Annotated in this window: 11 protein-coding genes; 5 read left to right on the forward strand and 6 right to left on the reverse strand. The window is 60.4% G+C overall.

Annotated elements, in window-relative coordinates:
* Positions 1-63: 63 nt before the first annotated feature.
* Complete coding sequence (gene uvrA, locus AC1Q8Q_RS17165; RefSeq protein WP_020799827.1) at positions 64-2,898, reverse strand: excinuclease ABC subunit UvrA; 2,835 nt, start codon at positions 2,896-2,898, stop codon at positions 64-66.
* 191 nt (positions 2,899-3,089) lie between these two features.
* On the opposite strand from uvrA, the gene AC1Q8Q_RS17170 reads away from it, so the two are divergent.
* Complete coding sequence (locus AC1Q8Q_RS17170; protein WP_008065728.1) at positions 3,090-4,487, forward strand: MFS transporter; 1,398 nt, start codon at positions 3,090-3,092, stop codon at positions 4,485-4,487.
* Between the two features lie 9 nt (positions 4,488-4,496).
* Positions 4,497-5,018: a single-stranded DNA-binding protein gene (locus tag AC1Q8Q_RS17175; RefSeq protein ID WP_020799826.1), complete on the forward strand. Its 522-nt coding sequence runs from the start codon at positions 4,497-4,499 to the stop codon at positions 5,016-5,018.
* Between the two features lie 118 nt (positions 5,019-5,136).
* Here AC1Q8Q_RS17175 and AC1Q8Q_RS17180 read toward each other — a convergent pair whose 3' ends face one another.
* A complete protein-coding gene (locus tag AC1Q8Q_RS17180) occupies positions 5,137-5,691 on the reverse strand; it encodes a cysteine hydrolase family protein (protein ID WP_492615277.1) in 555 nt (184 codons plus the stop codon).
* A 102-nt stretch (positions 5,692-5,793) separates the two neighbouring features.
* On the opposite strand from AC1Q8Q_RS17180, the gene AC1Q8Q_RS17185 reads away from it, so the two are divergent.
* The 3 genes from AC1Q8Q_RS17185 (at position 5,794) to AC1Q8Q_RS17195 (ending at position 8,848) form a co-directional block, all read left to right on the forward strand.
* The gene (locus AC1Q8Q_RS17185) at positions 5,794-6,786 is read left to right on the forward strand and encodes a GlxA family transcriptional regulator (protein WP_489326534.1); all 993 of its coding nucleotides are present in this window, start codon (positions 5,794-5,796) and stop codon (positions 6,784-6,786) included.
* Positions 6,787-6,990: 204 nt separating this feature from the next.
* The gene (locus AC1Q8Q_RS17190; RefSeq protein WP_492615278.1) at positions 6,991-8,100 is read left to right on the forward strand and encodes a DUF3182 family protein; all 1,110 of its coding nucleotides are present in this window, start codon (positions 6,991-6,993) and stop codon (positions 8,098-8,100) included.
* On the forward strand, positions 8,090-8,848 hold the full coding sequence (locus AC1Q8Q_RS17195) for an alpha/beta hydrolase family protein (protein WP_492615279.1): 759 nt from the start codon (positions 8,090-8,092) through the stop codon (positions 8,846-8,848). Before AC1Q8Q_RS17190 ends, AC1Q8Q_RS17195 begins: the two co-directional genes overlap by 11 nt.
* A 100-nt stretch (positions 8,849-8,948) precedes the next feature.
* On the opposite strand, the gene AC1Q8Q_RS17200 is transcribed toward AC1Q8Q_RS17195, so the two are convergent.
* Genes AC1Q8Q_RS17200 through AC1Q8Q_RS17215 form a run of 4 tightly spaced genes read right to left on the reverse strand, consistent with a single transcriptional unit; the run spans position 8,949 to position 12,934 of the window.
* Positions 8,949-9,935, reverse strand: a complete 987-nt coding sequence (locus tag AC1Q8Q_RS17200; protein WP_020800588.1) for a lysylphosphatidylglycerol synthase domain-containing protein — start codon at positions 9,933-9,935, stop codon at positions 8,949-8,951.
* Entirely contained in the window at positions 9,922-11,217 is a 1,296-nt protein-coding gene (gene clsB / locus AC1Q8Q_RS17205; protein ID WP_020800589.1) for a cardiolipin synthase ClsB, read from the reverse strand. Before clsB ends, AC1Q8Q_RS17200 begins: the two co-directional genes overlap by 14 nt.
* A complete protein-coding gene (locus tag AC1Q8Q_RS17210) occupies positions 11,214-12,011 on the reverse strand; it encodes an endonuclease/exonuclease/phosphatase family protein (RefSeq protein WP_151143526.1) in 798 nt (265 codons plus the stop codon). Before AC1Q8Q_RS17210 ends, clsB begins: the two co-directional genes overlap by 4 nt.
* Positions 12,008-12,934 carry a DUF72 domain-containing protein gene (locus tag AC1Q8Q_RS17215; protein ID WP_020800591.1) on the reverse strand — a complete coding sequence of 309 codons (927 nt, stop codon included), beginning with the start codon at positions 12,932-12,934 and terminating at the stop codon, positions 12,008-12,010. Before AC1Q8Q_RS17215 ends, AC1Q8Q_RS17210 begins: the two co-directional genes overlap by 4 nt.
* Positions 12,935-13,040: the final 106 nt, after the last annotated feature.

The raw sequence follows: 13,040 nt of genomic DNA on the forward strand, positions 1-13,040 counted from the left end.
CGGCGAATACAAAAAAGCCCCTGTTACCGATGAAGTGACAGGGGCTTTTTCGTGGGGGCCCAGTTAAGCCCTGTCACGCTCCAGCAGGGGCTTGAGGTAATAACCGGTATGGGATTGCTTCATCTCTGAAACCTCTTCCGGCGTGCCAACGGCAATGATCTGCCCGCCCTTGGAACCGCCCTCTGGGCCCAGGTCCACCAGCCAGTCAGCGGTCTTGATGACGTCGAGGTTGTGCTCGATCACCACCACCGTATTGCCGTGGTCGCGCAGACGGTGCAACACATCCAGCAGTTGCTGGATGTCCGCAAAGTGCAGCCCGGTAGTCGGCTCGTCGAGGATGTACAGGGTCTTGCCAGTGTCACGCTTGGACAGTTCGCGCGACAGTTTGACCCGCTGGGCCTCACCACCGGACAGTGTGGTCGCCGATTGTCCCAGCTTGATGTACGACAAGCCGACGTCCATCAGAGTTTGCAGTTTGCGCGCCAAAGCCGGCACCGCATCGAAGAACTCCCGGGCCTCCTCGATGGTCATCTCGAGGGTTTCATGAATGCTCTTGCCCTTGTATTTGATCTCAAGGGTTTCGCGGTTGTAGCGCTTGCTCTTGCACACATCGCACGGCACATAGATATCCGGCAGGAAGTGCATTTCCACCTTGATCAGGCCATCACCCTGACAAGCTTCGCAGCGTCCGCCCTTCACGTTGAAGGAGAAGCGCCCGGGGCCATAACCGCGCGATCGTGACTCCGGTACGCCGGCAAAAAGCTCACGAATCGGTGTGAACAGACCGGTGTAGGTGGCCGGGTTGGAGCGTGGGGTACGACCAATGGGACTCTGGTCGATGTCGACGACCTTATCCAGATGCTCCAGGCCCTTGATGCTGTCGTGAGCCGCCGCTTCCAGGGTAGTTGCACCGTTGAGCGCCGTGGCACTCAACGGAAAGAGCGTGTTGTTGATCAGTGTCGATTTGCCTGAGCCGGACACGCCGGTCACGCAGGTCAGCAGGCCGATGGGAATGTCCAGGTCAACGTTGCGCAGGTTGTTGCCACGGGCGCCCTTGAGCGTCAGCGACAGCTTCTTGTTGCGCGGTGTGCGCTTGGCCGGCACCGCGATCTTCACGCGGCCCGAGAGGTACTTGCCGGTCAGGGAGTCGGGATGTGCCATTACCTCGGCCGGCGTACCTTCAGCAACGATGTGTCCGCCGTGAACCCCCGCACCAGGGCCGATATCCACCACATAGTCGGCCAGGCGAATCGCGTCTTCATCGTGCTCTACCACGATCACCGTGTTGCCGATGTCCCGCAGGTGTTTCAGTGTGCCAAGTAACCGGTCGTTATCACGCTGGTGCAGGCCGATCGAGGGTTCGTCGAGGATGTACAGAACACCGACCAGCCCGGCGCCGATCTGGCTGGCCAGGCGGATACGCTGGGCCTCACCACCGGACAAGGTGTCTGCGCTGCGATCCAGCGACAGATAATCGAGGCCGACGTTGACGAGGAACTGCAGGCGTTCGCGAATTTCCTTGAGGATCTTGTCGGCGATCTCGCCACGGCGGCCAGTCAGTTTCATCCCTTCGAAATAGTCGCAGGCATCACCGATTGGCAGGTTGGTCACCGCCGGCAGGGTTTTCTCGCCGACCCACACATGCCGTGCTTCGCGACGCAGACGGGTGCCGCGGCAATCAGGGCAGGACTGGGTGCTGAGGAACTTGGCCAGCTCTTCGCGTACCGAGGCCGACTCGGTTTCACGGTAGCGGCGTTCCAGGTTTGGCACGATGCCTTCGAACGGGTGCGAGCGCTTGACGATATCGCCCCGGTCATTCAGGTATTTGAAATCGACGTTTTGTGAACCGCTGCCGTGCAGGATGCTCTTCTGCTGCTCGGCCGGCAGTTCGTTGAACGGCACTTCCAGACTGAACTTGTAGTGGGAGGCCAGCGAGCCAAGCATCTGGAAGTAATAGACGTTGCGCCGGTCCCAGCCGCGAATCGCGCCTTCGGCCAGGGTCAACTCTCCATTAACCAGGCGCTTGATGTCGAAGAACTGCTTGACCCCCAGGCCGTCACAGGTCGGGCAGGCACCGGCCGGGTTGTTGAAGGAAAACAGCTTGGGCTCGAGTTCACTGATGGCGTGCCCGCAAATTGGGCAGGCGAAGCGCGCGGAGAAGATCATCTCTTCGCCCGGCTCGTCGTCCATCGGTGCCACCAGGGCGATGCCATCTGCCAGTTTCAGCGCGGTCTCGAAGGATTCGGCCAGGCGCTGTTGCAGGTCTGCACGCACCTTGAAGCGGTCGACCACGACATCAATGGTGTGTTTTTTCTGTTTATCGAGCTTCGGTGCTTCGTCCAGCTCATACAACTTGCCGTTGATCCGGGCACGGACGAAACCTTGTGCGCGCAGTTCCTCGAAGACCGAAAGGTGCTCACCTTTGCGCTCGCGAATGACCGGGGCCAACAGCATGAGCTTGCTGCCCTCAGGTTCGGCAAGGACCAGGTCGACCATCTGGCTGACGGTCTGCGCTTCCAGGGGAATGTCGTGGTCCGGGCAGCGTGGAATGCCGACGCGCGCATAGAGCAGGCGCAGGTAGTCGTAGATTTCGGTGATGGTGCCCACGGTCGAACGCGGGTTGTGCGAGGTCGACTTCTGTTCGATGGAAATCGCCGGCGACAGGCCTTCGATGGTGTCGACGTCAGGCTTTTCCATCATCGACAGGAACTGCCGGGCATAGGCCGACAGCGACTCGACATAGCGGCGCTGGCCTTCGGCGTACAACGTGTCGAAAGCCAGGGACGACTTGCCCGAGCCGGACAGGCCGGTGATGACGATCAGCTTGTCCCGTGGCAGGGTCAGGTCGATGTTCTTCAGGTTGTGGGTTCGAGCCCCACGAATCAGGATCTTGTCCAAGGTGGCCTCGCTCGGCGGGCGTCGAAAACGTAGGAGTATACGGCCAAATACTGGATGGATGCACACTATCGAATGTTGCAATGGCTGCCTTACATGAAAGCTCTGTCATCTACACGCGGCAAAGCGTCGCGATATACCCTGCCAATCGATGGGACTGGTAGAATCGCCGCCGGTTCACATGAGGTTTTTCCATGCACGATCCCCACAGCGAGCGCATGAGTGGCAGCGAGACCCGCGCGGCAAGCGGTCTGGCCCTGGTGTTCGCCTTCCGTATGCTCGGCATGTTCATGGTGTTGCCGGTATTGGCGACCTATGGCATGGACCTCGCAGGAGCGACCCCGGCCCTCATCGGGCTGGCGATTGGCGCTTATGGCCTGACCCAGGCGATTTTCCAGATTCCCTTCGGTTTCATTTCCGACCGCATTGGCCGCCGCCCGGTGATTTACCTGGGGCTGATCGTCTTCGCGCTTGGCAGCGTCCTGGCGGCCAACGCCGACTCGATCTGGGGCGTGATCGCCGGGCGCATCCTGCAAGGTGCCGGGGCGATTTCCGCCGCGGTGATGGCTTTACTGTCAGACCTGACACGCGAACAGCACCGGACAAAGGCCATGGCGATGATCGGCATGACGATCGGCCTGTCGTTTGCTGTTGCCATGGTAGTAGGACCGTTGCTGACCCGTGCCTTCGGGCTGTCCGGACTGTTCCTTGCCACAGGTGGCATGGCGCTGGTTGGCATCGTGATTGTGATGTTCATGGTGCCGCGCTCCACGGGCCCGTTGCAGCACCGTGAATCCGGCGTCGCGCGCCAGGCCCTGATACCGACGCTCAAGCACCCGGACCTGCTGCGCCTGGATCTTGGTATCTTTGTGTTGCACGCAATGCTGATGTCGAGTTTCGTCGCCTTGCCCCTGGCGCTCGTCGAAAAAGCCGGGCTGCCCAAGGAGCAGCATTGGTGGGTGTACCTGACCGCGCTGCTGATTTCCTTCTTCGCCATGATCCCGTTCATCATCTACGGCGAGAAGAGACGCAAAATGAAACGTGTTTTACTCGGCGCCGTCGTGACGCTGATGCTCACTGAGCTATTCTTCTGGCAGTTCGGCGACAGCTTGCGGGCTCTGGTGATTGGTACCGTGGTGTTTTTCACCGCCTTCAATCTGCTGGAAGCTTCGTTGCCGTCGCTGATCAGCAAGGTTTCACCGGCGGGCGGCAAGGGCACGGCGATGGGGGTCTACTCCACCAGTCAGTTCCTTGGCTCGGCACTGGGCGGCATACTTGGCGGCTGGCTGTTCCAGCATGGCGGTCTGTCGGTTGTGTTCCTTGGATGCGCTGGTCTGGCTGCCCTCTGGCTGGCCTTTGCTGTTACCATGCGTGAACCTCCCTACGTGACAAGCCTGCGCTTGCCATTGTCGCCCGAGGCGATCCGCGAAGCGGGGCTGGTTGAGCGCCTGAAGGCCGTCGTAGGGGTAACAGATGCAGTGATAGTCGCAGACGAAGCGGCGATTTACATCAAATTGGACACCGAACTATTGGATCGCACCACCCTTGAAAGCCTGGTGAACAACCCGGCCGGGGCAGCGTGCGTAGCCTAGGAGAACGTAATGGCCCGTGGGGTTAACAAAGTCATATTGGTCGGCACTTGCGGCCAGGATCCTGAAGTTCGTTACCTGCCGAATGGCAACGCCGTGACCAACCTGAGTCTGGCAACCAGCGAACAGTGGACCGACAAGCAAACCGGTCAGAAAGTCGAAAAAACCGAATGGCACCGCGTGTCGATGTTCGGCAAGGTCGCGGAAATCGCCGGCGAATACCTGCGTAAAGGTTCGCAGGTCTACATCGAAGGCAAGCTGCAGACCCGCGAGTGGGAAAAAGACGGTATCAAGCGTTACACCACTGAAATCGTGGTCGACATGCAAGGCACCATGCAACTGCTGGGCGGTCGTCCTCAACAGGGTGACCAACAAGGCCAGGGCGGCGGTAACAACTACCAGCAATCCGCTCCTCGCCAGCAGGCTCCGCGTCCACAGCAGTCGGCACCGCAACAGTCGCGCCCGGCTCCTCAGCAGGCCGCGCCGCAGCCAGCTCCGGATTTCGACAGCTTTGATGACGATATTCCGTTCTAAGCAATAGCTTCGAACGAATGAAAGCCCGGCACTCCCATCAGGATGCCGGGCTTTTTGTTACCCGCGGTTTTCGATTCCCCTGTAGGAGCCGTATTGCGCGGCAAGGCGCGTTTTGTGGTTAACGGCTGGCGGCGAGGAACTCGTCGGTGGACACCACCTTGGCGTAGGCAAAGCCTAATGCCGACATGAACGCGGCATGCACGTGGGCTGCCGGAACGGTCAGTCCATTGAACTCCAGGTCACGGGAGGCACAGGCATCGTGGATCACCGTGACGCTGTAGCCGAGGTCGTTGGCGGCGCGGGTGATGCCGTCGATACACATGTGGCTCATGCTGCCGACCACCACCAGTTCCTTGATGCCTTGTTCGTCGAGAATGCTCTGCAGTTCGGTTTCGCGGAACGAGTTGACGAAGTGCTTGAGCACCACCGGCTCACTGCCTTGGTTGAGGACTTTAGGGTGCAGCTTCGCCCCGTCGGAGCCCGGGGTGAAAAACGGCGCTTGTGCGGAGGTGAACTCGTGGCGGATGTGCACTACCGAATCACCGGCCTCACGAAAGGCCTTGAGCAGACGAACAGCGTTGTCTGCGGCGGCTTCGGCACCGACCAACGGCCACTTGCCCTGGGGGAAGTAGTCTTTTTGGATATCGACTACGATGAGTGCTTGCTTGGCCATGACTGTTTCCTCGAAGTGCGGTTTGGGTGTGGAATGAAGTATTGACCCTGGCAGACCTTCCGGGGATTGGCCGCACCGACAATAGAAGGGGGAAAACTGACAATGGAAGCACAAAGGGCAATCGCCGAGCTGGGCGTGTTGATCTATCCCGGCGCGCAGATGGCGGCGGTGCATGGGTTGACGGACCTGTTCGGGGTGGCCAACCGTATCGCTGCAGAGCACCAGGCGGCGCGCTTGCCTTTGTTGCGGATCAGCCATTGGCAGGTCGATGGCGAACAGGCGCCCGTTCGTGTCTATGACAGCCATCCCGCTGCGGACAGCGCATTGGTAGCGGTGTTGATTCCGCCGTCGATTGCCGGCTTCACCGAAGCCCAGGCGCCGCATGCGCTGCTGCGTTGGCTTCGCCAGCAGCACGCCAACGGCGCGACCCTGGGCGGTGTCTGCGTGGGCTCGCTGCTATTGGCTGAAAGCGGACTGCTGGACGGTCGCAGCGCCACCACCCATTGGACTTCCGCGAAAACCTTCGCCGAGCGCTACCCGGCGATCAAGCTCAAGGCTGATACGCCCATCGTCGATGACGGCGACCTGATTACCACGGCCGGGCTGATGGCGTGGTCTGAATTGGGTCTGCGCCTGGTCAATCGTCTGCTGGGCCCGAGCATTGCCACCGGCACTGCGCGTTTCCTGGTGGTGGAACACAGCGACAGCGCCAGTGAGTGTGGCAGCAATTTCGCCCCGATTCTCAACCATGGCGATGCCGCGATCCTCAGGGTTCAACACTGGCTGCAAAGCACGGGTGCCACCGATGTCTCGCTGACGGCGATGGCTGAACGGGCAGGGCTGGAGGAGCGGACGTTCCTACGGCGATTCCGTGCGGCAACCGGGCTTAAGCCGACGGAGTACTGCCAGCACCTGCGAGTCGGCAAGGCCCGGGAAATGCTCGAATTCACCAACGGCACCATCGATCACATCGCCTGGACCGTGGGATATCAGGATCCGGGGGCGTTTCGTTCGACATTCAAGAAGATTACCGGACTGGCCCCCAGTGATTACCGGGCGCGGTTTGGGGTGATGCCGAGTGCGGCCCCCCGATAGAAGCATCACCCTGCGGGAGTGCCAAAATGCTCGAGTCGTGCAAAATGCCAGAGTCCTGATACCCGTCGTGCAGAATAAAGCAGGCGCGACGCTATGCTTTTTGCACAACCGATTGATTTTAAAACCGTTATTTTCGAGGGACGATTGGCCTGAACCCTGCACCCCATCAGCTACATTCATTTAGCGACAATTGAAGGGGGACGCATGACCCCAACCAACCGCAAAAAACTGGTAGTCGCCCATTCGGTCCGCCCCGATGCGCCGCAGCACGAAGTCGAAACCAATCGCGCCCTGGCCCGTTGGCTGGCGCAAATCCTCGGGCTCAAATACGGCGGCAGCTACGACCCGCAGGTGCATGGCGGGCGGGACATCTATTTGTTGCCGACCCAGACCCTGGTGGGCGCCGCTGCCGCCCGGCAGTTGGGCGTCAAGGGACCAGAGGATTTATGGGGCGGATACGTCGAGCACGATTTCATCTGCACCAAGGCCATCAGCCATGGTTTGTTGAACAGGCATGCCCATGCACCGCAAGGCTGGGCGCCGATGTTTTCCGAACGGGTGCGCACGGTAGTGCTCGACGGTCTCAGTGTTTTCTCCTTCGACGATGCACGGCCGGCGGCGGAGCATCTGCTCTACAGCGGTCCGATCCGTATGAAGCCAATTCATGCCTGTGCGGGGCGCGGCCAGGAAGTCATCACTAGCCTCGACCAGTTCGACGAAATCCTCGCCCGTCCTGAAGCCAAGGCGCTGTTCAGTGAAGGTGTGGTACTGGAGCAGGACCTGGACCAGGTGATTACCCACAGCGTCGGGCAGAGTTTCATCGGCGCCAGGTTGCTCAGTTATTGCGGTGATCAATACTTGACCAAAGACGCTCGTGGCGAAGAGGTCTATGGTGGTTCGAACCTGCTGGTGGTGCAGGGTGGCTACGACGATCTGCTGGCGCTGGATTTGCCTGACGATGTGCGATTGGCGATCAGGCAGGCCAAGGTCTTCGACGCGGCCGCCGATGAAGCCTATCCCGGTTTCTACGCCTCACGGCGCAATTACGACATCGCCCAGGGAATTGCCAGCGACGGCCAGCGACGCAGCGGCGTGCTCGAGCAATCCTGGCGCATGGGCGGGGCCAGCAGCGCGGAAGTGGCAGCGTTGCAGAGCTTCGTCAACGATCCGGGGATGCGCGCGATTCTTGTGTCTTCGGTGGAAACCTACATCGATCAGCCACTGCCGGCGGACGCCATCGAGGTGTACCGAGGGCCAGCGGAAAACAGTGATTTTCTTCTCAAGTACGTAACGGTCAAACCCTATGACGGCTAGAAGCGAAAGCATTCAAATCGACATCGACGACGAACAGATGAGTGGGACTTTCCTGAGCCCCAAATCAAAAGTCCCTGGCGTGCTGTTCGTGCACGGTTGGGGGGGTAGCCAGGAGCGAGATCTGGAGCGGGCGAAAGGCATCGCCGGTCTGGGGTGCGTATGTTTGACCTTCGACCTGCGCGGGCATACCGGCGGCACGGGTATTCCGTTGACCCGCGTGACCCGTGACGACAATCTGCGTGACCTGCTGGCGGCCTACGACCGCTTGCTGGCGCACCCGGCGCTGGATACCTCGGCGATTGCCGTGGTCGGCACCAGTTACGGCGGATACCTGGCCTCGATCCTCACCTCGCTACGGCCGGTGCGCTGGCTGGCCCTGCGAGTGCCGGCGCTGTACCGCGACGATCAATGGCATACGCCCAAGCGCGATTTGGACAAGCTCGATCTGCGCGATTACCGCAGCACTCTGGTGCGCGCCGACAGCAATCGGGCACTGCATGCCTGTTCGCAATTCACGGGTGATGTGTTGTTGGTACAGTCCGAAACCGATGATTACGTGCCTCACGCGACCATCATGAGTTATCGCGCGGCGTGCCAGCAGACACACTCGCTGACCCACCGCATCATCGACGGCGCCGATCATGCGCTGAGCGATCCGGTTTCCCAGCAGGCCTACACCTCGATCCTGGTGGACTGGATTACGGAAATGGTGGTGGGTGAGCGGTTGAGCATTATTCAGTCAAAATGAATAGTAGTGTCGCTCATGACGCCTTCGCGACCAGGCTCGCTCCCACAGGGGAATGCATTTCAAATGTGGGAGCGAGCCTGCTCGCGAAGGCGTCCACCCATTATTTGGGTTTTTTCGATATCCGCAATGACTTGGCCTTGGCCTCCACCATCAGGTACATCACCAGCGTGATCAATAACGGCAACAGGAAATAAATCGCCCGATACGCCAGCAAACCCGCCACCAGGCTACCCCGCGATGCCTCGTGTTGCAGCAGCGCCACGAACACCGCTTCCAGCACGCCAAGCCCTGCCGGAATGTGGGTGATGACCCCGGCGATGGCGCTGATCAGCAACACGCCAAGCACCAGCGGATAATCCAGTTTGCTCGGTAGCAGCGTGAAAATGACCGCGGCCATCAACGACCAGTTCAGCGCCCCCAGGGCCAGTTGCAGGACCGCCATGCGCAGTGATGGCAAGTTGATTTCGACCCCGCGGATCGCCCACTCGCGGCGTTTGGAAAACTGGCAGGCCGCGAGATATCCCGCGCTCGCCAGCAAGAGTAAAACGCCCACGCCTTGCAGCGCGCCGCTACTGAGTTTCCAGCCTGGCGGCATGCGCACCAGCCCACTGCTGAACACCGCGCCGGCAATCACCATGTAGCCGAACCAGTTGGTCGCCAGGCTCAGGCCGAGGATTTTCGCAATGTTGGCCTTGCTCACCCCGAGTCGCGAATACAGCCGATAACGCATGGCGATGCCGCCCACCCAGGCGCTCAGGTTGAGGTTGAAGGCGTAGCTGATGATGCCCACCGGCAGGATCTGTTTCCACGTCAGGTCCTGGCGAATGTAGGTTCGGCCGATCAGGTCGAAGCAGGCGTAGACCAGGAAACTCATCAGTGTCAGCCCTGACGCGATGATCAAGGTGCGTACCTTGAAATCGGCCAGGGTGTCGAGCACCTCGTTCCATTCGATGCGCTGGGCAAACATCGTCAAGAGGACGATCAGCGCCAGGAAAAACAGCATTGTCAGTGGTCTTTTCCAACGACTCCAGCGCGATTTCGCCGGGTGCTCGGCGTGGGACGCCGCGTGTGTTTCAGTGCGGCTCATGTTGATCGCTCCCGGTCGGTGGGGTGAACGTTTTCAAGCGTGGTTTGTGCGCTGGCAGCCAACCGGCCCATGCCGGGAAATGGCGTAGGAAATGGAACACCAGAAAGCCCACGGTCATGTGCCAGATGCGCCCGCGTGGGGCCTCGTCCACCGACATGGCCTTGCAATGGTTGTCGCTGAGTTCTTCAAGCCGATCGAACAGGTCGCGGTTGAACGCGCGGTCACGGATCAACACGTTGGCCTCCAGGTTCATCGACAGGCTCAGCGGGTCGAGGTTGCTGGAGCCGACTGTGCTCCAGTCTTCGTCCACCAGCGCGACTTTGCCGTGCAGTGGCCGGTCGCAGTATTCGAAGATTTTCACCCCGGACTTGAGCAGGTAATCGTAAGTCATGCGCGCCGCGAGTTTGGCCACCAACATGTCCGGCTGTCCCTGCAGGATCAGGCGCACTTCTACGCCGCGGCGCGCGGCGTTGCGGATTTCGCGCAGCAACCTGTAGCCTGGGAAGAAGTAGGCGTTGGCAATGACCACGCGCCGCTGCGCCGTGCGCAGCGCCAGGCGGTAGACCTCTTCGATGTCGGTCGCGTGCTCGGCGTTATCGCGGTACACCAGTCGTACCTGACCGTCGTGATCGGTGACGGCCAATTCCGAACGCCGTTGTCGACGCCGTTGCCACCAGTATTTGGCGCGGGCCGGGCGACCGCATTGCAGCAGGGCAAAGTGGTGAATGTCGGCCACCGCCGGGCCTTGCACTTCAACCGAATAATCCTGCTTGGCTTCGGGGCCGAAATCGGCCAAATGATCGGCGGAGAAGTTGATCCCGCCAATGAACGCAATCGTCCCATCCACTACCACGATCTTGCGGTGCAGGCGTCGAAACCAGTTGGTGCGGATGCCCAGGCGCTTGGGTGCCGGGTCGAACATCTGTAAATGCACGCCAGCACCGCTCAGGGCGGAAAGATAATCGGCAGTCAGTTCTCCGCAGCCAAACCCGTCGAAGCTGGCAGTCACGCGGACACCCCGTTGTGCCGCCTCGATCAGCACCTCCTTCAATTCTTCACCGACTTTGTCCTCGAACACAATGAAGGTTTCCAGGAGGATTTCGGTGGTGGCCTGGCGCATCGCCTCGAATACTCTAGGGAAATAGGCTTCGCCATTTTCCAGCAGTTGGACCCGATTGTTGCCTTGCCAACCGTACTCGACGTCGACGGCTGCCGGCTCGCTAATGGGCGGTGCGGCAATGGTTCTTTCCAGCGTGTTTTTTTCCATCGACGGGATGCTCATAGCTCGATCTCCACCGACAACGGTGCGTGATCCGATAGGTGTGACCAGGGACGGTTCGCCAATACCTGCGGATAGCTGGCCTTGAGGTTACGTACGTAGATACGGTCCAGGCGCAAGGTCGGCAATCGCGCGGGGAAACTGCGCGCCGGCTTGCCGTGGTGCTCGGCGAACACTTCGCGCAGACCACAGGGCTGGAGCAGGGCATCGGCGCGTTGGCGCCAGTCGTTGAAATCACCGGCGACAATCACCGGGGCGTCGCCTGGCAACGACTCAAGGCGGCGGCCCAGTAACTTGAGTTGTTCATTGCGATGGGTTTCGCGCAAGCCAAGATGGACGCAAATGGCATGCACCTCCGGGCCCTCTCCCGGCAGGCGCAACACGCAATGCAAAATGCCGCGGTTCTCGTGTCCGCTGATGGACACGTCGAGGTTGTCGTGCCGAACGATCTGGAATTTCGACAGCAAGGCGTTGCCGTGATCACCTGCCGGATAGACCGCATTGCGTCCGTAGGCAAACTGCGGCCAGAGGGTGTCCGCGAGGAATTCGTACTGGGGCATCGCTGGCCAGTTGTCGTAGCGCTTGTGGTGATGCTCGTGGGTGCCGTGTACCTCCTGCAGAAACACCACGTCGGCGGAGACACTGCGCACCGCCTCGCGCAGTTCAGGCAGGATGAATCGCCGGTTCAACGCCGTGAAGCCCTTGTGGGTGTTGACCGTCAGTACGGTGAAACGATGCACCGTGGTATCGATGGTCGCCTGCTCGTCGGTGGTGCCAACCGGGTCGGAAACGCTCATGGCAGCACCCCTTCCGCAGCGGGCTCACCGGGGGCGGTGAGCAGCTCTTTGTCGAGGTCGAAGCGTGCCAGCAAACGGCGCGCATCGAAGGGCGCGCGGACCTTGATGTCGTTATCGAAGTAGCAGAAAACTTCTCGAGACTTTCGCACCCTGGGTTTGAGGCGAGGTGCGATCAGGTGGGGATCAGCCGGTTGCCGACCATGATGCCAGGCATCGATCCGGTCACCCCAACGCTTCAGTGCCTGAGGGGTGTAGCCACTGGCGTAGAGCTCTTCGGCACCGTGCAGGCGCAGGTACACGAAGTCGCTGGTGAGGTCTTCGCGATAGGGCCATTTACCGGCGGTGTCGGCAATCACCAGGGCCGTGTTGTAGCGTTTGAGCAGGCGGACAAATGCCGGATCGATGAAGCTGTCGTTGCGGATTTCCACGGCATGGCGCAAGGGCTTTTTCTTGCTTGTCTTAAGGCTGGCGTGGCCGTTCACATGGGCGTCGTGCTGGCGGGCAAGGGCAGCGGCCTGCTCCGTGTCGTGGGGCAATTGCTCGAGGAAGCTCTCGAACAGTGCGGCGTCGAATTTGAAGTTGGGCGGAAACTGCCAGAGAAACGGTCCGAGTTTTTCCTTGAGTTCCAGGACCCCGGAGGCGAAGAAGTTCGCCAGGGGTTTGTGGATGTCACGCAGACGCTTGATATGGGTGATGAAGCGCGGCGCCTTGACGCTGAACACAAAGTGCTCCGGGGTTTCGGCATACCACTGGGCATAGCGTTCTGGCCGCTGCAGGGCGTAGAACGACCCATTGATTTCGATGCTGTTGACTGCCCGTGAGGCGAATTGCAATTCGCGCCTCTGGGCCAGTCCCTTCGGGTAGAAATCCCCCCGCCAGGGCGTGTAGCGCCAACCTGAAATGCCGATGTGAATCGCCGCCATGTCGCCTCCCGTCTGACTGCCCCCTGATCTTTTGATGACTGCCAGAGGTTGACGAAAGTTTCGGTGGGACTACGGACGGTATGCATTTCATACATCACCGCAATAC

The organism is Pseudomonas sp. GW823-FHT06B06, assembly GCF_058795195.1.